Origin of the sequence: Parerythrobacter lutipelagi (assembly GCF_005434975.1) — a bacterium.
GTDB lineage: Bacteria > Pseudomonadota > Alphaproteobacteria > Sphingomonadales > Sphingomonadaceae > Parerythrobacter_A > Parerythrobacter_A lutipelagi.
This window is the reverse complement of sequence record NZ_SKCJ01000001.1, coordinates 1,300,184-1,319,685: the sequence shown is the minus strand read 5'-3', so window position 1 is coordinate 1,319,685 and position 19,502 is coordinate 1,300,184. Positions and strand designations below refer to the sequence as shown.

The 19,502-nt window shown below is 60.9% G+C and carries 19 protein-coding genes, 1 tRNA gene and 1 pseudogene; 15 read left to right on the top strand and 6 right to left on the bottom strand.

Going from position 1 to position 19,502, the window contains the following annotated elements; all coding sequences use genetic code 11:
- Positions 1-21 precede the first annotated feature (21 nt).
- From E0502_RS06635 to E0502_RS06620, 4 genes are all read right to left on the bottom strand, one after another.
- Positions 22-1,440: a S1 family serine peptidase gene (locus tag E0502_RS06635; RefSeq protein ID WP_161593714.1), complete on the bottom strand. Its 1,419-nt coding sequence runs from the start codon at positions 1,438-1,440 to the stop codon at positions 22-24.
- Positions 1,441-1,534: 94 nt separating this feature from the next.
- Positions 1,535-1,816 carry a hypothetical protein gene (locus E0502_RS06630; protein WP_137677114.1) on the bottom strand — a complete coding sequence of 94 codons (282 nt, stop codon included), beginning with the start codon at positions 1,814-1,816 and terminating at the stop codon, positions 1,535-1,537.
- Positions 1,817-1,847: 31 nt separating this feature from the next.
- The gene (locus E0502_RS06625; RefSeq protein WP_137677113.1) at positions 1,848-3,818 is read right to left on the bottom strand and encodes a TIR domain-containing protein; all 1,971 of its coding nucleotides are present in this window, start codon (positions 3,816-3,818) and stop codon (positions 1,848-1,850) included.
- Positions 3,819-3,961: 143 nt separating this feature from the next.
- Positions 3,962-4,038: transfer RNA gene (locus E0502_RS06620), tRNA-Arg, on the bottom strand.
- Positions 4,039-4,112: 74 nt separating this feature from the next.
- Here E0502_RS06620 and E0502_RS06615 point away from each other — a divergent pair.
- From E0502_RS06615 to E0502_RS06565, 11 genes and pseudogenes are all read left to right on the top strand, one after another.
- The gene (locus E0502_RS06615) at positions 4,113-5,069 is read left to right on the top strand and encodes a sulfotransferase domain-containing protein (protein ID WP_137677112.1); all 957 of its coding nucleotides are present in this window, start codon (positions 4,113-4,115) and stop codon (positions 5,067-5,069) included.
- Positions 5,070-5,093: 24 nt separating this feature from the next.
- The gene (locus tag E0502_RS06610; protein WP_240048892.1) at positions 5,094-5,507 is read left to right on the top strand and encodes a hypothetical protein; all 414 of its coding nucleotides are present in this window, start codon (positions 5,094-5,096) and stop codon (positions 5,505-5,507) included.
- Between the two features lie 81 nt (positions 5,508-5,588).
- Entirely contained in the window at positions 5,589-6,086 is a 498-nt protein-coding gene (locus tag E0502_RS06605; RefSeq protein WP_137677111.1) for an MmcB family DNA repair protein, read from the top strand.
- A gap of 47 nt (positions 6,087-6,133) precedes the next feature.
- Positions 6,134-6,856 (top strand): sterol desaturase family protein, encoded by a 723-nt coding sequence (locus E0502_RS06600; RefSeq protein WP_137677110.1) that lies wholly within the window; start codon positions 6,134-6,136, stop codon positions 6,854-6,856.
- Positions 6,857-6,879: 23 nt separating this feature from the next.
- Positions 6,880-7,278 (top strand): DUF2141 domain-containing protein, encoded by a 399-nt coding sequence (locus E0502_RS06595; protein ID WP_137677109.1) that lies wholly within the window; start codon positions 6,880-6,882, stop codon positions 7,276-7,278.
- A 114-nt stretch (positions 7,279-7,392) separates the two neighbouring features.
- Positions 7,393-8,172: pseudogene (locus E0502_RS15300) on the top strand (PAS domain-containing protein); the annotation flags it as partial.
- A 1,361-nt stretch (positions 8,173-9,533) separates the two neighbouring features.
- Positions 9,534-10,643 (top strand): phosphatase domain-containing protein, encoded by a 1,110-nt coding sequence (locus E0502_RS06585; RefSeq protein ID WP_137677107.1) that lies wholly within the window; start codon positions 9,534-9,536, stop codon positions 10,641-10,643.
- Positions 10,640-11,596 carry an alpha/beta hydrolase gene (locus E0502_RS06580; protein WP_137677106.1) on the top strand — a complete coding sequence of 319 codons (957 nt, stop codon included), beginning with the start codon at positions 10,640-10,642 and terminating at the stop codon, positions 11,594-11,596. Before E0502_RS06585 ends, E0502_RS06580 begins: the two co-directional genes overlap by 4 nt.
- Before the next feature lie 10 nt (positions 11,597-11,606).
- The gene (locus tag E0502_RS06575; protein ID WP_137677105.1) at positions 11,607-12,962 is read left to right on the top strand and encodes a M48 family metalloprotease; all 1,356 of its coding nucleotides are present in this window, start codon (positions 11,607-11,609) and stop codon (positions 12,960-12,962) included.
- A gap of 11 nt (positions 12,963-12,973) precedes the next feature.
- A complete protein-coding gene (locus tag E0502_RS06570) occupies positions 12,974-13,672 on the top strand; it encodes a DsbA family protein (protein WP_137677104.1) in 699 nt (232 codons plus the stop codon).
- Positions 13,669-14,646 carry a M48 family metallopeptidase gene (locus E0502_RS06565; protein ID WP_137677103.1) on the top strand — a complete coding sequence of 326 codons (978 nt, stop codon included), beginning with the start codon at positions 13,669-13,671 and terminating at the stop codon, positions 14,644-14,646. Before E0502_RS06570 ends, E0502_RS06565 begins: the two co-directional genes overlap by 4 nt.
- Before the next feature lie 3 nt (positions 14,647-14,649).
- Here E0502_RS06565 and E0502_RS06560 read toward each other — a convergent pair whose 3' ends face one another.
- Positions 14,650-15,264 carry an HD domain-containing protein gene (locus E0502_RS06560; RefSeq protein WP_137677102.1) on the bottom strand — a complete coding sequence of 205 codons (615 nt, stop codon included), beginning with the start codon at positions 15,262-15,264 and terminating at the stop codon, positions 14,650-14,652.
- Between the two features lie 134 nt (positions 15,265-15,398).
- Between E0502_RS06560 and E0502_RS06555 the strand changes: the two genes are divergently transcribed.
- From E0502_RS06555 to E0502_RS06540, 4 genes are all read left to right on the top strand, one after another.
- The gene (locus E0502_RS06555) at positions 15,399-16,607 is read left to right on the top strand and encodes a sensor histidine kinase (RefSeq protein WP_137677101.1); all 1,209 of its coding nucleotides are present in this window, start codon (positions 15,399-15,401) and stop codon (positions 16,605-16,607) included.
- A 2-nt stretch (positions 16,608-16,609) separates the two neighbouring features.
- Positions 16,610-17,407 (top strand): LytR/AlgR family response regulator transcription factor, encoded by a 798-nt coding sequence (locus E0502_RS06550; RefSeq protein ID WP_137677100.1) that lies wholly within the window; start codon positions 16,610-16,612, stop codon positions 17,405-17,407.
- Positions 17,407-18,267: a carboxylating nicotinate-nucleotide diphosphorylase gene (gene nadC / locus E0502_RS06545; protein ID WP_137677099.1), complete on the top strand. Its 861-nt coding sequence runs from the start codon at positions 17,407-17,409 to the stop codon at positions 18,265-18,267. The genes E0502_RS06550 and nadC overlap by 1 nt, the downstream gene beginning before the upstream one ends.
- 119 nt (positions 18,268-18,386) lie before the next feature.
- Positions 18,387-19,040 carry a ribonuclease T2 family protein gene (locus tag E0502_RS06540; protein ID WP_240048891.1) on the top strand — a complete coding sequence of 218 codons (654 nt, stop codon included), beginning with the start codon at positions 18,387-18,389 and terminating at the stop codon, positions 19,038-19,040.
- Positions 19,041-19,046: 6 nt separating this feature from the next.
- On the opposite strand, the gene tadA is transcribed toward E0502_RS06540, so the two are convergent.
- Positions 19,047-19,502: a tRNA adenosine(34) deaminase TadA gene (gene tadA / locus E0502_RS06535; RefSeq protein ID WP_137677097.1), complete on the bottom strand. Its 456-nt coding sequence runs from the start codon at positions 19,500-19,502 to the stop codon at positions 19,047-19,049.

The following is a 19,502-nucleotide window of genomic DNA, read 5'->3' as shown; positions in this document are numbered from 1 at the left end:
CACGCATTGAAGGCATTGATCCTATGGATCATTCATCCGGACAACTCGGCCGCTGGCTGCGGCGATTTTCGCGTTGGCGATCCACTGCGAATAATGGCTGACATCGGTGTATACGGTTGGCACGCCTTCCAGGGCGCAGCCCGGAGCATAGGAAACCACCCCGAGCAGGCGCGGTGCGCCGCGACGGGTCCGATCCACCAACGGGCCGCCACTGTCGCCACGGCAACTGGCCTGTCCATCGTCCGAGCCGACGCACAGCTGACCCGTCGTGATCGAATATCTTCTCTGCTTGAACTTCGCGTTGTTGTTGCATGCGCTGCGCGGCCAGAGAGACAATTCCGCTTGCTGCAGCAGGTCCGACAGGCGTTGCGGATTCTTGTTGATATCCAGCAGATTGCTGCCTCGCGTCGATGGGCTGGTATAGCCCCAACCGCTGACCAGCGCCTTGTTGCCGGAAGCAGTGCTGGGCGCGCTGCTGAAAACACTGACCGGCCGCGGGAGGCCGGCGGCATTTTTCAGACGCAGCAGCGCGATATCTTTGCCGCCCTGAACGCTTCTATAGGCAGCGTGGATGACCACAGCATCAATCGCATAAAGCTTCCCGCCCCTTGCCAGCTGTCGCGCGCCGAGCCTGACCTGAAGCTCTCTGAAAACACGCGCATCGGGTGAAAAATGATTGGTCAGGCAATGAGCGGCGGTCAGCACCCACCCGCCGCCAATATCAACCGCGCCGCAGATGTGGGAGTTTTCCCATTTGTTGGCGGTGAAACCGGTCACGCGGCGGATGTCTGCGAGCACGTCTGCGCTAACCCGGTCGTTGTAGCCTCGCTCGGTCAGCAGGATCTGTGCCTGCCATTTTTCGACCCCCGGATCGGCTCTGGAGCCGCGCACTACCCGTTGGACCGAAGTGTTCCAAACCCCCAAGAAGTCCTTCGAAGGTGTCGTGCATTGAAAGACCGCCCCTGTCGCGTGGCCATCGACGACATATGTGTCGGGGCAGTACCGGGCATTGCCGCTGAAAAGTACCGTCTTGCGCACCTCTTCGGGCGGCGCAGCGCGCAAGAACTCGAACAGACCCTGCCACCGATCAGTCGAGCGCGCTTGCAACATATTCGCCACCAGCGCCTTCTCGTCGCGCGATAGCAAGCCGACAAAATAGACAAAGCGCGCCTGCTCTTGCGCAGGCAATCGAAGTACTTCCTCGACCAGCGGCCCGCGCTCGCCGCGTTCCTGTGTTTGTGCGAACTGCACGACTGTCTGTTGCTGGTGCTCGCTGAGCGATTCGTAGAAATCTGCGAAGGCCGGCCTCGTTTCAGCCTGCAGCTCGGCATCGATAATCCCGGTCGACGGCACTTGCCGGGTCGATGCAGTGGCAGGAGAATATGGCGTGCCTGATTGGCCCTGAGCGCCAATCAGGAATAATCCGGTGAGCGACGCCATGCCGGCGCGCAGCAAGCGCCGCCTCGTGGAGTGGCGTGGCGAGGTCATAGGGGACTAGGTGGACCGGGCGCACCCACGCCCGGTCCTGCCTTTCTTATTCGCCGGACGGAGTGCGGATCACGCCGCCGCCTTGGCCGTCGCCCTCGCCACCTTCTTCGGCCCCGCCTTCTTCAGCGGCACCTTCTTCAGCAGTGCTGTCGTCAGCGGCCATTTCTTCTCCGCCTTCAGCCATCGCGTCACCCTCAGCCATGGCGTCGGCAGCAGGCTCTTCTGCTACTTCTTCGGCCACCACTTCTTCGGTCGACTCGTCAACCGGTTCGGCACACGCAGCCAGTGCGAGGGCCGGAGCAGCGGCAGCAAATATAAGTTTTTTCATCAGAAATTCCCCCATCAAGAAACTGTCGAGCCTACTCGAAACCCAACGTGCGAGAGAGTGCCGCAAAACGCGGGGTCTGTCGAATCGGGTCAAGCAACGGATTTGTATACATCAACGGCATTCCCGCATCGCCCCCGGCATAGCCCCGCTCCAGCGCTTCGAGCGCGTCGTCGGTCCGGCCCCACTGCGCGAGCACCTGCGCCTGTTGATAGAGGCTGTTGTCTCCAAACCGTTCGACCATCGCCGAAAACGCGCGCTCGCCCGCTTCGGCTCCGTCCAGCTTGGCAGTGGTAATTATCAGCCCTGGAAGTGCGGAAATCTCTGTGGTCTCGGCCTCGTAATGCTCCCGCGCGGCTTCGATCTGACCTTCGAGCAGGGCAATATCACCCAGAATGCGATGCGCATTGCTGATCCTGTCATTCATCGACAGCGCCCGCTCAGCCGCGACACCCGCGGCAGGGTAATTGCGTGCGGCAAATTCGACGATCGCCTCTGTCCGGTAGATCGAGGGATTGAGCGGGTCGAGCCGCTCGGCCCGGGCCAGCGCATCACGTGCATCGTCGAAACTGGCCGTTACGCCAGCGAAGATCGCAAAGCTGGACAGGATCGCAGCGTTGCCAAAACCCAGTTCAAAGCTTTTCTGATACGGCTCGCGCGCGGCGGCAATGTCTAGCTGCCCGTTGGTCAGGACAAACCCCAATGCCGAATGGCCTTCCGCCAGTTCCGGGGCGAGTTCGACCGCACGCTGCGCGGCCTTCATCGACCGCTCGAAATACTCTTCGAGCTCGGCCCCGGTCGTGTAGGCACTGCCGATGACCGTGAGAGCGCGCGACCGGGCGGCGTGAGCGGCAGCATATTCCGGGTCGCGCTCGATTGCTCGCTCAAACTCGGCCAGTGCCTGGCGGTCAGTCTGCTCGCTCGCCGCCAGATCATACAGCGCTGCGCCTTTCAAAAACGCATCGAGCGCGTCTGCATCGGAGGTGCCGCCGATACGGACTGTGCCGGCGGCCTCTCCATCCGCCATCGTCGCCACCAGCGAATCCACCACTTTGCTGGCAATCTCGCGCTGAACCTGGAGGACATTTTCCAGCGGGCGCTCGAATGCTTCGGACCAGGTCTGAAAGCCGCTCGTTCCATCGATCATCCGGGTCGTGATCCGGACCGCATCGGTCGAGCGCCGGACGCTCCCTTCAAGAATGAATGCGACACCAAGCGCGGTCGCGATTTCGTCGGCAGTAGCTTCCTTCTCGCGAAAACTGTTGGAAGATGTCTGCGCAGCCACCGCGATCTGCGGGTTGAGGCTGAGCGTCGTGCGCAGCTCTTCTGACAGGCCATCGGAGAAATAGGCCTGCTCGGCGTCCCCGCTCAAATTCTCAAACGGCATCACAGCGATGCTGTTGGCACTGGCCGCGCGCTCGAAAAAGCCGCCGCGCCAGACCGCCAATCCACCGCCTGCCACAAGGATGGCGGCGCCGCCCGCCAGCAATACTCCCCGCCGGGTGGCTCCCTGTCTGGCGGGTTCAACGGCGCGCTGTCCGAAGGTCAGCTCCGTGCCGGGATGGTCAGCGACATGGTCAATCGCTTGCAGGACAGCGCTGACTTCCGGCGCGTCCGGCTTCCCGCTCCAGCCGGAAAGATCGATATACTGAATCTGGCGAAAGCCCAGCGGCGGCTCCGATCCATCAAGCGAGATCGACACCATGCACCCGCGATCGCGCCCACGGGTAGCTTCGTCCCGCACCCAGTGCGACTGGAGCGACTTTTCGCTCCACAGCACCACCACCGCATCGCATGTTTCCAGCGCATGTTCGGTGGTTTCGGCAAATCGGTCGCCACCCGCAAGCAAGCCATCCCACCACACGTCGATGCCTTGTCGCTCAAGTACAGTGATGATCTCGAGCGCGCGCGGGCGCTCGTCGCGGGTGTAGCTGAGGAAGGCGGTTCGGCGCGTGCCGCCCGATACTTCGCTGGCCATGCCTGTGTCGTCCTCACCGCCGCTCATTGCGTTCCCATCGAAATCGCTGCGACCCAGTGCCCAAGTTGCCGTGATAACGGAGGCGTGGCAAGCGAAAGCAAGTGGAAACGCTTAAGCACGGCAAGGCGAGCAGTTTTCACTGCTTCAAGCCAAAACCCGCGCCGCGAATATGGCGCACCCGACAGGATTCGAACCTGTGACCTCTGCCTTCGGAGGGCAGCGCTCTATCCAGCTGAGCTACGGGTGCCGAAGCGAGGGCGCGCTTAGCAAAGGCCTTCACGCCTTGCCAGCGCAAAGTCTTACCGCGTAGAGTTACAGCCAATGGCCAGTGTCAGCGACCGCGATGAACTTTTCCGATCCAGTGTTGTCGTTACCGGTACGCACTACTCGATGACGACACTTGTCGGCCGCATCCTTGGCGCGTCACCCGATTTCCACCTGGTGCATGAGCCGACCAATGCTAGCCCGACATTGAGCTACGATTCGATCCGGCCTGATGGCTGGTACAGGTTCTACGATGGCGCAGAGTACGAGGAACTGCGCGGTTTCCTGATCCGGATAATGCGGGGCGAGGGCATTGCCGGTTCTGCCGCGCGCCGGATTTCGGAGGCTCGGACTTCGAAAGAATGTTTGCAGGTCGCGCGTTATCTGCAGCGCAAACTGCCAATGCGCCTGTCGCGCAAGCGCGCGGTTTTCAAAGACCCTTTTCTTCTCTTCTCAGCCCGGAATCTTCAGCGTCAGGACGGGTTGAAAGTCATCCTCACCGTTCGCCACCCGGCAGCATTTGCGGAAAGCTTCATGCGCGCCGGCAACGGTTTCGACTTCACCGACTTGGTCCAGCCACCATTGCTCGCGGCCGTCCCCGAACTTGCCTGCGATTTGCGCCAAGCAGCTGCGTCGCCGCCGCCAATCATCGTGCAGGCCGGATTGCTATGGCGTGCGGTATACGGCTTTGCCGATGCGTATCTGCGCGACGATCCGCGAACGCTGGTTCTGGTGCAGGACGAATTGATAGCTGACATACCCGGCACTCTGAGCCGCCTGTTCGAGTTTGCTGGCGCTCGGCAGAATTCGTCGACCGCAAAGCTCGTCGCCAAAGCGTTCGGGGGTACCGGGCGCGACTTTGCCGGCACGGGCTCCTACATAACGCGCAACCCGTCGGGCATTCTTGGGAAATGGAAATCGCGGCTATCGGCTGATGACATTGCTCACCTTCGTGCGGCCACGGGCGATCTGGCCGAGCGCTATGGCTACGATAGGTCGAGCTGGGAACATTAGCGATTTGGTAGGGCGGCTGGCGCTATGGCTGGCAAAATGGGCAGTGAAGGAACCAAATTCGCGCAACCGCCGGAAGGCGCAAACGCGCGCGCAGCGAGCAGCCAGCTTGCGAAGCAGTTTGCCGCTGTGGAGGATGCAGCTGCGGCAATTGCCATGTTGGCTGGTCTTGCGGCGGAAAAACCAGGGCCGAGTCAACGCAATTTTGTCGCTCAGTTACTGTCGCTTGGTGGTGCACGCCTCAAGCTGGCGGAGAACCACCTGACCGACATGGCCGCTGTCATGCAGCCCGGCCTCGCCGCCTTGCTGGCGGTGAATGCCCGCGGTCAGGATGCAACTGCTCCCGCGCTCGCGCTGTGGCGTGAATATTATTCTGCCCGCGAGGCGTTGCTCGCGCTAGCCCCCGAAAGCGGCTCCATGGGCCCCCGCCGGAGCGCATAGATCCCGAGCGGCGCGGAGCCAGTTCAGACCATTTGCCGCGAAGAAGCTTGACCGGGTTCCTGCTATGTTCCAAAGTTGGGCATGGCTACGAAACCGGATTTAAAACCCCAATTGGATGGGCCTGATGCGCTTTCCGTCTGTCGCGGGATCACGCGACTGTTTGCCCGCAACGATATTTGGGTCCTCCCCGAGATGCCCTTGCGCAACGGGCGTCGGGCCGACCTGATGGGCGTAGATGCCAAGGGCAGAATAATTATCGTCGAAATCAAGGTCAGTCGGGCGGACCTGTTGAGTGACGCGAAATGGCCCGACTATCTCGATTTTTGTGACCGGTTTTACTGGGGCCTGCCGCCTCAAATTGATCGGGCTCCGCTGGAAAATGCCGGCTTCATGCCTGAGTGTTGCGGCCTGATCGTTGCCGATGGCTACGATGCTGAAATTGTCCGTCCTGCGCCCAGCCGCCCGCTTGCTGCTGCCCGCCGCAAAGTCGAGGTTGAACGGCTGGCCCGCGCCGCGCTGCGCAGGTCGGTGGTTGCCTCGGATCCGGAATGCTCCGCATGGGGACAGGTCGCAGGCTGACATTGAGGGCTGACAGCATGCGGCAATCTCGGGCATAGGCTATGCCCATGACGCTTGCGATCATACTTTCCGCACTTGCGATGACATTGATCGTTGCACTGCGCTATCTCGCGGCGAGCGGCGTTTTCGCTTGGGCGACTTCGCGGGTGAAGCCAGGCTTTTATGCCACGCTCGGCCCGCAAATCCGCAAAGAGATCGCCTGGTCACTCGCTTCGGCGGGAATCTACGGCATCCCGGCAGGTGTCGTCGCATGGGGCTGGCAGAACCTTGGCTGGACCCGGATCTACACCGACTGGAACGCTCTGCCCCTGTGGTATGCGCCGCTGTCGGTGTTGGCCTATCTGTTCGCGCATGATACCTGGTTTTACTGGACCCACCGCTACATGCACCGGCCAAAGCCGTTTCGCATCGCCCATGCCGTTCACCATGCCAGCCGTCCGCCAACAGCATGGGCTGCGATGAGTTTCCACCCGATCGAGGCACTGACCGGAGCGGTGGTTATCCCGCTGCTGGTTTTCCTCATCCCGATCCATGTCGCCATGCTCGGCCTCGTTCTGACCGTGATGACAGTGATGGGCGTGACCAATCATATGGGGTGGGAGATGTTTCCTCGCGCGGTTGTTCATTCGAGGTTGGGTAACTGGCTGATAACGGCTAGCCACCACCAGCGTCATCACGAGAGCTATCAATGCAACTACGGCCTGTATTTTCGTTTCTGGGATCGCCTCTGCGGCACCGACAAAGGTCTGTCGGACGCGTATTTGCGCTGACCGGCCTCGTTGCGGGCGGCTTCATGCTGCAAGCTTTCACCGAAGTGGAGACTTCGACGATCAATGTGACAGTAACCGACCTGCGCAACACCAAAGGTGTCGTGCGGGCCTGCCTGACGCCTGATCCCGACGATTTCCCGAAATGCAAAAAGGCAAGCGCGAACAGCGTCGTGGTTCCGGCCGGCAAGTCGGTGACCTTGCGCTTTGAAGGCGTCAAGCCGGGCAACTATGCCATCGCGCTGCTGCATGACGAGAACAACAACAACAAGGCAGACCGCGCCTTGATGATGATGCCGACCGAAGGGTTCGGCTTTTCGCGCGACGCCAAGGTGCGTATGGGGCCGCCAAAATTCAAATCAGCTTCTTTCAAGGTCGAGCAGGGCAATTCGCGCCAGACCATCCGTATGCGGTACATGTTATAGGCGCCAGCCTGCGGCCACCCTGGCCGCGACAAATGTAAACGCACTTAACGCTATGTTTACTACGGGCGGCCACAAGGTTCCTTCGAGGTATTACGAAGGGGGCCTGAAAAGCTCATGGACACGCTGCGCGGAAATTTCGGAGTGCCCGATGCCAATGATATTGGGGACGACGACGAACGCGAATGGGATAGCGGTGAGGACGAGACCGGCCGTGAACTGCCGCCGGCCTCGATCGGGACCGACGAACGTCGCATGCAAGTGCGCGCCTACAACCATTGGGCGAGCCTGCTCGCCGACCGTTCATTCCCGTCGATCGAGGACCTAGAGCCGGCCGAACTGAACGATTTCGGACCTTACAGCGTGCTGCTCGACTTCAGCACGGGTATCGAAGACCCCGCCATTCAGTACCTTGGCCAGGAACTGGCTCAGGAATGCGGCACGAACGTACAGATCGAGCGCCTGTCCGATATCCCCAGCCGATCGCTGCTGAGCCGGATCACCGACCACTATCTCCAGATTCTCGCCAATCAGGCGCCGATCGGCTTCGAAGCCGAGTTCGTCAATCAGCGCGAGGCAACGATACTCTACCGTGGAATCCTGTTGCCCTATTCGAGCGACGGAGAGACCATCGATTTCATCTATGGCGTGATCAATTGGAAGGAAATGGCCGATCAGATCACCTCCGATGAGTTGCTGCTGGAGATCGAGCAGGCGCTCGATGCCGAAGATGGCGAAGCTGGAGACGAAGCGGGCGACGATGGTGAGATCTACGAACTGAGTGCCAAGCTCGAAGATATCAGCCGGCTGGCCGACAACCCCTCCGAGGTTCCCGACTGGGCCGATGGCCCGGCAAATACATTCGACGATGCGATTGCAGACTTGCCCGATAGCGACGAGCAGGACGATGAATCAGAAGATAGCTATCCGGTGCCTGATTTCGGCATCGGGCTGTCGCCTATCGGTGTCGGCGAAAAATTGGACGAGCACGACGACGAGGACGAAGAAGACAGCGAAGGCAAATACGCTGTCGACTATGGCAATAGTCCGGAAGAAGAAGATGTCTATGATGATGACGACGCGGTCGTCGCTCGCCTTTCATCGCTGATCCAGCCACGCTCTGGTGCGGGTGCGGCCATCGATGATGAAGAGGACGAAGATTACGACGACGATGAAACAAGCCTCGGGCTGAGCGAGCTGTCGAGCGACGTGTTTGCACCTCGCTCCCCGCTACTGAGCAAGAAACCTGCACTGCCCATCCCAGGCGATGAGCAGCTCCAGCCAGAGGTGGCTTACGAAGAAATTGCAGAAGTTCAGGCACCTGAGGTTCCGGTCGCCTTCGATCCAGACCTCAGCGAGCATGCGCCGCGCGAAACCGATGCTGGCGCTACCGCTATGTCGCAGTCACCGGTCGAAGATGTGTCCGATACGCCGGATGCCGCGCCGGTTGAAGATCTGGCGGCCAAGCCTGCTACTTCTCCCATCGCCGACGATATGCTGCCGCTTGGCACAGCCAGCGCAGCACCCGTTGGCGGCGATGGCGACGGTGGCAACGATAGCGGCGTTATCGACGAGGGGGGGCTGTACGATTGCCTCGCTGAAGCGCGCGAGCTGGCGCAGGCGGCCCGATCATCCGAAGATCGCACACGCCACGCACTTTATGCTGCGGTCAGCCGCGCTTACGACGTTTGTCTCGCTGCCGAAGACGATCCCGACGAATTCGGCGAACTCGTCGCTGAGAGCGGCCTGACGGTTCAGGACCGGGCGCCGATGACTCCGGTGGTCAAGCTGGTGTTCGGCGTCGATTACGACAAATCGCGCATTGCTGAATATGCGAGCGTGCTGGCGCATGCTCGCCGCCTCGAAATTGAACGCGGCAAACTGGCGGATTTCCTGTCCACGGCAGAAGGCGGGCTGAAGGGGGTGGTCCAGGCAGAGCGCCGCTTACGCAAGGAAGAGGCCGGCAAGGCCGTCGATCCGGTCGATGCCATGCGTCCGGACCTTGCACAGAAGCTGCGCGAGCTGGATGGCGAGGGCTTCGATACGCTTGATGCCGATGGTGCGGAATTCGGTGTGGTGATGATCCGCCGTCTGGGCGATGGTACGATCGTGATGCTGGGCGAGGTGTCGGATGATATCCCGCTGATTGAAAAGGTCGCGCGCAAGCTCGTTTGAACCCGTCAGTCCAGTGAATTGCCAGTAAATCCATTGCGGTAAAAGGCTATGCCTGACGGCATGCAGTCGCTAGCGGTGCGCGCATGCCTTTCCGGTCAGACCATCCCGTCCGTATTCAGCCCTATTACGGCTATCGCAGCACCAGCCGCCTGGTGCTTTCCGCGCGCGCGTTGCGAACCGGCGTGCCGAGATTCAATGCCGGGGGCCGCTGGCAGGCATTTCGCACCATGGTGGCGCAGTTTGCCTCGCGCGAGGAAGGCGATCTGGACGTAGAGCTGGGTATCAGCAACAGTGATGGCAACGAGCTGAGGCACAAGGGCCGGACCGATCGCGAAGGTTTTGTCCATTTCGACATACCTCTGGAACACCGCGACCTTCCATCCCAAACCAGTTGGGAAACTGTCGCGTTCTATTGGCGAGACGCGCGCGGCGAGCAATGCGCTGAAGGATTTGTCCTGGCTCCGGCGACCGGCTCCCGGCTCGGGGTCATTTCCGATATCGATGACACGATAATCGAAACCGGCATTACCGGCGGCCCGCGCTCGCTGCTCAGAAATTGGCGGCGGGTTCTGGCGGAAATGCCCGATGAGCGTCTGCAGGTGCCCGGCGCAGACCATTTTTACGGTGCGCTTGGCGGAGCGCGGATCGATGCCGGCAACACCGAAGCTGTCGGCAAGCAACTGCCAGGCGCGACCGAGCGGCCCTTCTTCTATGTTTCCTCCAGCCCGTGGAACCTGTTTTCCTATCTTGTCGCCTTCAAAAAGGCGCGCGGGCTGCCATTGGGTCCGATCAAGCTGCGCGACTGGGGCCTCAACGCCGAAACTTTTGGGTCCGGCAGTCATGGTTCGCACAAGACCGATGCGATACGCGATATCCTCGCGCATTATCCGGATATGAAATTTGCGCTCGTCGGCGACGACTCGCAGGGCGACCTGATCGCTTTCGGAGAGATCGTGGAACAGCATCCGCAAAGGATCGCCGCGGTGTTCATCCGGCAGGCAGGCGAAGCTCACTCGGCAGAAGAAATCGCCGCACGGGCGGCGATCGAAGCCAGCGACACGCCATTCTGGACGGGCTCGGATTATGCGACCGGGCAGGCTTTCCTGCGCGAGGCCGGACTGGCGCAGGATAGCGACGCTGAAAAGATCGTCGAGATTGTCGAACAGGCTGGAAATGGAGCTACGCAGACATGACCAAGAGGAGAAAGCGCGTGCTAACTGCAATCGGGGTTGTGGCAGTCATCGGGCTCGTGGGCTTCCTCGTCGTGCAATATGCGATCGCGCGAAATGGCCCTGCTGTGCTCGATACGGTGGATAGGCTGACCGCAGGTGCGCGCGACACGCAAATGCTCGAAAAACATGTTTTCGGCGCAGCGCCGGCGCAGAAACTGGCGGTGTACGGACCAATCGAGCCGGATTCGAGTCGGCCGGTGCTGATCTTCAGTCATGGCGGCAGCTGGCGTGCGGGGGACCCCGACGATTACGGTTTTGTCGCCCGAACATTTGTCCCCGAGGGGTTCGTTGTGGTGCTGGCCGGCTACCGTCTCAATCCCGAAGTCGAATTCCCTGCCATGCTGGAAGACACGGCGAGCGTTGTCGCGTGGACCCGCCAGAACATACATCGCCACGGAGGTGATCCCGATGCGATTTTCATCGCCGGGCATTCTGCAGGCGCATACAATGCGGTTATGACTGCGCTGGACAGCCAATGGCTGGCACGCGAAGGCCTGCAGACCGAAGTCCTCGCCGGGGTGATCGGCCTCGCCGGACCGTATGATTTCTATCCCTTCGATAGCGACTCGACCCGCGCGAGTTTCAGTGGCGCACCCGATCCGGGCACAACGACACAGCCTGTGGCGTTCGTGCGCGGCGATGCCCCGCCCATGCTGCTGATGACGGGAGAGAAAGACACCACTGTCAAACCGCGCAACAGCCGGGTGCTGGCCCGGCAACTCGAGGCCGCCGGTGGCCGTGCCGACCTGAGACTGTTCAGCGAGATGGATCACTATGACATACTGGTCAGGACCGCGAGCCCGTGGAGCGACCGCCAGATCATCGATGAAGTCCGCGATTTCGCTCTGCCCATTGCCAGCTCGCGTCAGTCCGGCAGGGAAGCTTCAGTTCCGGTTCAGGGGAAAACGCGCTAGCAATCACGCAATGCGCCTTCTCGCTCACATCCTTGCATTGCTCGCGACCGCGACGATGTTTGCGCAGCCTGTCGCCGCGCAGTCGGTCCTGCGCGATGCGGAAACCGAAGCGCTGCTGAACGACATGGCCGCGCCGCTGGTCGAGGCTGCCGGGCTTGAGCCCGGAAATGTCGATGTGGTGCTGGTCAACGATCCCTCGATCAATGCTTTCGTCGCCGGTGGCCAGGTCGTTTACATTCACGCAGGCCTGATCGATGCGGCAGACACCGCCAATGAAGTGCAAGGCGTGATCGCGCACGAGCTAGGACATATTACCGGCGGGCATATCATCCGGCACTCCGAAGGTGTCGGTGCTGCAACCAACATATCGCTGCTGTCCATGCTGCTGGGTGTCGGCGCCGCCTTGGCCGGCGCAGGCGATGCGGCGATGGGCATCATCATGGCCGGGCAGCGGGCAGCCTTGGGCAAATATCTCGCATTCAGCCGGGTCCAGGAAAGCTCCGCCGACGCGGCGGGCGCAGAATATCTTTCCAAGGCCGGAATCAGCGGTAAGGGTTCGCTCGATTTCTTCAAGAAATTGCAGAACCAGGAATTCCGCTACGGGGTCAGCCAAGATGACGATCAGGCATTCGTCCGCACCCACCCGATGTCCGGCGATCGCATCGCGACATTGCGCGAAAGCTACACCATTGATCCTGCATGGGACACGCCGACAGACCCAGCGATTCAGGCGCGCTTCGAACGCGTCAAAGCGAAGCTGTTCGGCTATATCAACGAACCGGGCCGTACGCTGCAGGAGTATCCGGAGAGCCGTCAGGATATACCCGCCCGCTATGCCAGGGCCTATGCCTATCATAAAAGCGCGCTGATCGAAGCTGCTCTGATCGAGGCCGATAAACTGCTCGTCACCAACCCCGATGATCCGTATTTTCTTGAGCTCAAGGGCCAGGTTCTGCTGGAATCGGGCCGGCCGGTCGAAGCCCTCGAGCCATTGCGACGCGCGACCGATCTCACTTTGAACCAGCCTCTGATCGCATCGATGTTCGGTCACGCGCTGATCGCGACGGAGGACAAGTCGCATCACGAAGAGGCCGAGCGTGTGCTGCGCGCAGCAGTGGCGCGCGACCGGCTCAACCCCTTTGCCTGGTACCAGTTGGGTGTGGTTTACGCCGCCAAGGGCGACATGGCACGCGCACGCCTGGCCAGCGCCGAACAGCAGGTGATGACCCGCCAGTACGCCGCCGCGATCAACAGTGCGCGTATTGCTGAAAATGGCCTGCCGACAGGATCGCCCGACTGGCTGAGGGCACAGGACATTGGTCTGCAAGCGCGAGCTGCGCTTGAAGATATGCGCGACCAACGCTAGCGGCTGTCGACATGGGCAGTTTCCGTTCTTCACTCTTCGTCGCGCTGCTGGCGCTGGTCTTCGGTTTCATCGGGGCCGGGGTGTGGCAATACACGCTCGGTCATCAACAGACCCGCGAGTACCTGCTCGCCAATCCCGAAATCCTGCCCGATCTGGCGAACAGCTATGACCGCAAGCAGGCGCGCGAACGTCTTGCCGATATCGAGGGCGAGGTTCTCTCGCCCTTCCCCGGTGCCGTGCTGGGCAATCCGGATGGCGCAGTAACGTTGGTCGAGTTTACCGACTATGGCTGCACTTATTGCCGGATGAGCCGCGAACATGTTGCCGCATTGGTTGCGGCCAATCCCGACTTGAAGGTCGTGATCCGCGAATGGCCGATCTTCGATGGGAGCGAGCGCGCCGCGCGCATGGCACTGGCAGCAGCCAAACAGGGCAAGTTCACCGAATTCCATGATGCCATGTTCCGCTTGGGCCCTCCTGATGACGAAAGCGTCGCGCGCGCCGCCGCAGCAGCCGGGCTCGACGTGACGCAGGCCGAAGCGGTCGCCGCCTCGCAGGAGGTCGACTTTGAAATTGCCAAGAACCTCGGCCTCGCACGGCAACTGGCATTCACCGGAACACCGAGCTGGGTGGTCGGCGATCAGGTTCTCCAGGGCGCGGTCGGGCAAGAAGCGCTGGCTGAAGCGATCGCTGAAGCGCGTGGCTCTTGAAGCCATTTCTTGCATTGGCGCTGCTGGCTGCAACTTCATCTGCGGCTGCGAGCGCCAGCCAGGCTGGCGAGCCACGAGCCGCTTTTTCTGAAGATTTCGAAGCGTTCCGCGTGCTCGATACCCGGGTGCACGATATCGGCTGGAAGCTCAGAACCGGCAACGCTGCCATTTGTCATGAAACGGATAATGAGACCGGCCTTCTTGTGCAGGACGCTGCGGGATACGCCAAGCCGGACGCGGTAAGAAAGCAGTTGAGCCTCACAGGCGACATATACATCCATACAATCGCTGCGGATTCGCCGGCGATTCAGACTGGATTGGAGCGCGGCGCATCGCTGCTGGCTATCAACGGTGTTGCACTCAAGGACATCGACTGGTCACCCGACAAGCCATGGATGCGACTTTACAAGGTCGAATATCTTTTCCGAGTCGCGGCAAAGGACCGGAAGCCTGTCGCTTTACAGCTTTCGAGCGGGCCTGAGCTTATCGTCGTGCCAACTGTTCCGGCATGTCGCACCCGCTTCGAAGTGGTCTATTCCGGCGACGACATGGGTGCGGATGGGGGCCGGGTCAGGATCGGGCGAGGATTCCCGGGCTTTGTGTACCCGGACGATGAACTGGCTGCTGCCATGGCGCACGAGCTGGCGCACAACATTCTGCGCCATCCGCAATGGCTCAATGCCAACGGCCGCAAGCGGCGCGATGTGCGCGAAACCGAGCGCGAGGCGGACCGGATGATGCCCTGGCTGCTCGCCAATGCCGGATACGATCCGCAAGCGGCCATCCGGTTCATGGAGCGCTGGGGCCCCGAGCATAACGGGGGCCTGTTCCGCAATCGCACGCATGACGGGTGGGATGAACGAATCGAATCAATCAGGGCGGAAGTGCCGAAAATCGAAGCGGCGCGAGTGGCGTCAGCCACTCTGAATTGGGCAGAACACTTCAGCCCGCGCCCGTCGGAAGAGCCCCAATAACGCTCAGGCGGCTTCCTCGTCCGTCACATACATCGAAGCGAGCGGTTTCGCGAGGACCCGGCGCACCATGGGTTCGAAAAATTCCAGCGGCTCGCTCTCGTAGGCGGGATCGAATGCGGCCTGATCGTATTTCTCACAGAATTCCGCGCACGTATCATAATAGGGATTGTCCGCGAACTTGTCGCGCAGGTTCCGATCCATTCCCAAGTGATGGAAGTAGTAATAGCCCTGAAATGCGCCGTGGTTCTGGCATATCCAGTGTTCTTCCTCAGTCACGAAAGGCTTGAGAATCGCTGCGGCGACATCGGGGTGATTGTAGGTGCCCAACGTGTCGCCGATATCGTGCAGTAGCGCCATCACCACATACCGCTCACCGCGCCCGTCACGGTGAGCGCGAGTTGCGGTTTGGAGCGAGTGCTCGAGCCGGCAGATCGGAAAGCCGCCAAAATCGCCTTTGAGCAGTTTGAGATGCGCAAGCACGCGGTCGGCCAGCCCTTCGGCGAACTCGAAATATTGTTTGGAGATGATCGCCCAATCTTCCTGTGTGCCTTCTTTCATCTCCCGGAACTTGGCGTGCTCACCCTTCGCGTGCAGCTCTTCAGCGGTCATGTCGTTCATCGGTTTCTCCGGTCATATCTCGCTTGGTCTCATGCAGGATACCGCAAGCCGCAGGGTCAGTAAATTCCCTTCACAGCTGCTCGATCGAGACCTTATTGGTGACCTTTACGCCAATTTTGCGCTAAAGGCACACCATGGCCGTCTTACCCTTCCAGCCCACGCCGTTCTTCGCGAACAAGAACCGGGCGTTCTGGAACCTGCAATTTGCAGGCTGGGGCGGCGCTTTCTTGCTGCGCGCAGTGTCAGGCCTTGTCGCGGGTCAGGACGGCGCGTTTTTTCTCAATATCCTGATTGAATCGATTCTCGGTCTGTCGACCAGCACGGTGCTGTCGGTTGTTTTCCGCCAGCTTATCAATCGCCGCCCGCTGATCGCGTGGGGGGTCAGCGCGGTGGTGTTGGCCAGCGCGGTGTTGATGTTCGCCTTCATCGGAGCATGGGTCATCAGCCTCACACGCGGCATGGGCGAGAACAGCTTCACGGCTTTGGTTATCGCCTACATGATTTACCCGCTGACGCTGCTGGGAGCGTGGTCGGCGCTCTATTATGCAATCAACTTCTTCCTCCAGGTCGAAGAACAGGCTGACCGGCTGGAGCGGCTCGAGGCGCAGGCGACTTCCGCGCAGCTGGCGATGCTGCGCTATCAGCTCAATCCGCATTTCCTGTTCAACACGCTCAATTCGATCAGCACGCTGGTGCTGCTGAAACAGACCGAGCCGGCCAATGCCATGCTGACCCGGCTGTCCAGCTTCTTGCGGCACACCCTGATCACCGACCCCGGCGGCAAGGTAACGCTGGCACAGGAAGTCGAGACACTGAAACTCTATCTGGGAATAGAGAAGATGCGCTTCGAGGAGCGGTTGCGCACGGATTTCCAGGTTGAGCCGGAAGCCGCCAAGGCATGCCTGCCGGCCATGTTGCTCCAGCCTCTGGTCGAGAACGCCATCAAATATGCTGTATCGCCGCAAGAAGAGGGCGCGCGAATAAGCCTGTCAGCGCGGCTGGTCGGGCAAAGGCTGCGGGTCACCGTATCCGATACCGGGCCGGGCTTGCCTGCAGACGGGCAAAGGCACAGTTTGCCGGACGCCCTGACAGGCCAAGGACATACGGTTTCGACCGGGGTCGGACTCGCCAATATCCGCGACCGGCTGGCGCAAGCGTATGGTGAGGAACATCTGTTTGAGATTCGCACCCCGGCAACCGGTGGGTTTACCGTAATGATCGAACTACCGTTCGAGCCCGCCGAAGAGGACGCGGAAAGCGCCGCGCTGCCGAGACCTGTCACCAACCAGAATCCCCCGCCGTTGCTTCCCCCGGCAACGGCCCGTCACCCGATTGGAACCTGACCATGACTATTCGCACAATCCTCGTCGATGACGAGAAGCTCGCGATCCAGGGCTTGCAACTGCGCCTGGAGCCGTTCGACGATGTCGAAGTAATCGACACCTGTGCCAACGGGCGCGAAGCAATCCGGAAGATCAAGACCGAAAAGCCCGACCTGGTCTTCCTCGACATCCAGATGCCCGGCTTCGACGGCTTCAGCGTGGTCAAAGGCATCATGGAAATCGACCCGCCGCTGATCGTGTTCGTGACTGCATATCAGGAACACGCAATCCGCGCGTTCGAAGCCAATGCGGTCAATTATCTGATGAAGCCGGTCGATGAAGACAAGCTGGCCGATACGATCGAGCGCGTGCGCCAGCGTATTGCCGAAAAGAAAAGCACGGAAGAAGCCGAAAAACTGATGAACGTGCTGAGCGAAGTCGCGCCCGAGGCGGCGGAGGAATTTGCCGATGCCGATCCTGAAAGCACCGACCGCTATGAAAAGCTGATCAACGTCAAGGATCGCGGGCAAATCTTCCGCGTCGAGACCGACTCGATCGAGCACATCGAAGCTGCGGGCGATTACATGTGCATCTACACGGGCGACAATTCGCTGATCCTGCGTGAAACCATGAAAGACCTCGAGCGCCGGCTCGATCCGCGCAAATTCCAGCGCGTCCACCGCTCGACCATCGTCAATCTCGATCAGGTTCGGCAGGTGAAGCCGCACACCAATGGTGAGTGCTTCCTGGTGCTGGATAGCGGGGCCGAAGTGAAAGTGAGCCGCAGCTACCGCGATGTCGTGGCGAGATTTGTGCACTGATGGCTTTCGCACTCACAGGCTTCGACCTCGACACATTTGTTCGCGAAACCCTTGCCGAAGACCTTGGCGAAAGCCTGCCTGGCGGCGGGCATGACGTTACCTCCGAAAGCGTAATCCCGGCAGACGCACGCTTCGCCGGGGTCATGGACAGCCGCGACCCGATCGTGGTTGCAGGTTTGCCTGTGGCAGAAGCTTTCTTCCGTGCGCTCGATCCCGAGATGGAGATCGAGGTTCTTGTTGAAGAAGGCGCACAGGTCGCAGCCGGAACCGATCTGATGCGGCTGGAAGGCAATGCCCGCGCCATGCTGACCGCGGAACGCAGCGCATTGAACACCGTCCAGCACCTTTCCGGCATCGCCACCATGGCGCGCGAGTATGTGACTGCGATGGATAATCCCGACTGTACGCTGCTCGATACACGCAAGACCATTCCCGGCCTGCGCCATCTGGAGAAATACGCCACTCGGATGGGCGGCGCAGCAAACCACCGCATGGGACTGTGGGATGCAGCGATGATCAAGGACAACCACGTTCTGGTCGCCGGGAGCGTCGGCGAGGCAGTGCGCCGTGCGGTTGAGGCGGGGGTGCAAGAAATCATCTGCGAGGTGGACCGGCTCGACCAGATCGAACCTGCGTTGCAGGCTGGCGCCACACGCTTGTTGCTCGATAATATGGCGCCGCCAATTTTGCGTGAAGCGGTCGCGCTGGTCGCAGGACGCGTTCCGACCGAGGCAAGCGGCGGCATCAACCTTCAGACGATCAAGGCCAAGGCCGCGACCGGGGTGAACTTCGTTTCCGTAGGCCGCCTGACACAAAGTGCGCCGGCCGCCGATATCGGGCTGGACTTCACGCCAATATGATTTCTCTCGCGGCGAATATGCTGCGCCAATGGGTTCGGCGGTTTAGCCTTCCGGCTCACAGGCAGACCGCCTCTTGGGCCGGCTGGCTCGGCGCAGCCTTGCTTCTGCCTCTCAGCGGAGTGGCTCACGCACAGGCTTACCAATGCCGCATGCCAGAGCGGATTTCGGTGCCGCGCATCACGCCGGAGGCGCCCGAACGCCGGTTGCCCGTCACCGGCTATACTCTGGCAATCAGCTGGTCGCCGGAGTTCTGCAAGGCGCGTGAAGGCCAGGCCAGGCACCGGGCGCAATGCTCGGGCCGCAACGGGCGCTTTGCCTTCGTGGTTCATGGCCTATGGCCGGAAAGCCGGAGCAGCTGGCCGCAATGGTGCCGCACTCCGCGCAGCCTCTCACCAGCTGAAGCGCGCAAGAATATGTGCATGAGCCCTTCCTCCGCGCTGCTCGCGCGCCAATGGAGCAAGCACGGCAGCTGTATGGTCCGCAAGCCGGAGACCTATTTTAAGGTTACCCGCATCCTCTACAACTCGCTGAATTTCCCGGATATGGACCGAATGTCTCGAGACGATGGCCTCAAGGCAGGCCGCCTGCGAGAGGAATTCGTGCGGCTAAACAGCGGCTGGCGCGCCGATGCCGTCGGCCTCAAGCTCAACCGCCGCGGCTGGCTGGAGGAAATGCGCCTGTGCTATGGCAAGGACTTCAGGCCGACAAAATGCGACCGGCAGCGGTTCGGGGCAAAAGACGGTGCAGCCATGAAGGTCTGGCGAGGGTTGTAGTGGCTCTCACCGCCGCTCCCTGAAAAAACCGCGCAGCAGTTTTGCCGCTTCTGCCACGCCCATGCCCGAATAGACTTCGGGCCGGTGGAGGCATTGCGGATGATCGAACACGCGCGCGCCATGTTCCACTGCGCCGCCTTTTGGGTCACTCGCGGCATAGTACAGCTTGGCTATGCGGGCGTGGGCGATTGCACCGGCGCACATTGCACAAGGCTCCAGCGTGACCCACAATTCGCAATTGTCGAGGCGTTCGTTCCCGAGCATTTTGGCGGCGGCGCGGATGGCGGCGATTTCTGCGTGGGCAGTCGGATCGTGGTCGGCCCGAGGGCTATTTCCGCCTGTACCGAGCACCTTTCCATCCTTGATTACGACCGCACCGATCGGCACTTCGCCTGCATCCGCTGCCTCTTGCGCCAGGGCAAGAGCCTGTTTCATGGAATCCGGAAGCGGCCATTTGGTCAT

What these genes read in the sequence shown, in the direction of transcription:
- E0502_RS06555 (WP_137677101.1), top strand. Translation starts at nt 15,399, where the DNA reads ATGGCCGTCTTACCCTTCCAGCCCACGCCGTTCTTCGCGAACAAGAAC.
- E0502_RS06550 (WP_137677100.1), top strand. Translation starts at nt 16,610, where the DNA reads ATGACTATTCGCACAATCCTCGTCGATGACGAGAAGCTCGCGATCCAG.
- E0502_RS06580 (WP_137677106.1), top strand. Translation starts at nt 10,640, where the DNA reads ATGACCAAGAGGAGAAAGCGCGTGCTAACTGCAATCGGGGTTGTGGCA.
- E0502_RS06600 (WP_137677110.1), top strand. Translation starts at nt 6,134, where the DNA reads ATGACGCTTGCGATCATACTTTCCGCACTTGCGATGACATTGATCGTT.
- E0502_RS06630 (WP_137677114.1), bottom strand. Translation starts at nt 1,816, where the DNA reads ATGAAAAAACTTATATTTGCTGCCGCTGCTCCGGCCCTCGCACTGGCT.
- E0502_RS06570 (WP_137677104.1), top strand. Translation starts at nt 12,974, where the DNA reads ATGGGCAGTTTCCGTTCTTCACTCTTCGTCGCGCTGCTGGCGCTGGTC.
- E0502_RS06560 (WP_137677102.1), bottom strand. Translation starts at nt 15,264, where the DNA reads ATGAACGACATGACCGCTGAAGAGCTGCACGCGAAGGGTGAGCACGCC.
- E0502_RS06635 (WP_161593714.1), bottom strand. Translation starts at nt 1,440, where the DNA reads ATGGCGTCGCTCACCGGATTATTCCTGATTGGCGCTCAGGGCCAATCA.
- E0502_RS06595 (WP_137677109.1), top strand. Translation starts at nt 6,880, where the DNA reads ATGCTGCAAGCTTTCACCGAAGTGGAGACTTCGACGATCAATGTGACA.
- E0502_RS06585 (WP_137677107.1), top strand. Translation starts at nt 9,534, where the DNA reads ATGCCTTTCCGGTCAGACCATCCCGTCCGTATTCAGCCCTATTACGGC.
- E0502_RS06610 (WP_240048892.1), top strand. Translation starts at nt 5,094, where the DNA reads ATGGCTGGCAAAATGGGCAGTGAAGGAACCAAATTCGCGCAACCGCCG.
- tadA (WP_137677097.1), bottom strand. Translation starts at nt 19,502, where the DNA reads ATGACCAAATGGCCGCTTCCGGATTCCATGAAACAGGCTCTTGCCCTG.
- nadC (WP_137677099.1), top strand. Translation starts at nt 17,407, where the DNA reads ATGGCTTTCGCACTCACAGGCTTCGACCTCGACACATTTGTTCGCGAA.
- E0502_RS06605 (WP_137677111.1), top strand. Translation starts at nt 5,589, where the DNA reads ATGGCTACGAAACCGGATTTAAAACCCCAATTGGATGGGCCTGATGCG.
- E0502_RS06575 (WP_137677105.1), top strand. Translation starts at nt 11,607, where the DNA reads ATGCGCCTTCTCGCTCACATCCTTGCATTGCTCGCGACCGCGACGATG.
- E0502_RS06615 (WP_137677112.1), top strand. Translation starts at nt 4,113, where the DNA reads ATGGCCAGTGTCAGCGACCGCGATGAACTTTTCCGATCCAGTGTTGTC.
- E0502_RS06625 (WP_137677113.1), bottom strand. Translation starts at nt 3,818, where the DNA reads ATGAGCGGCGGTGAGGACGACACAGGCATGGCCAGCGAAGTATCGGGC.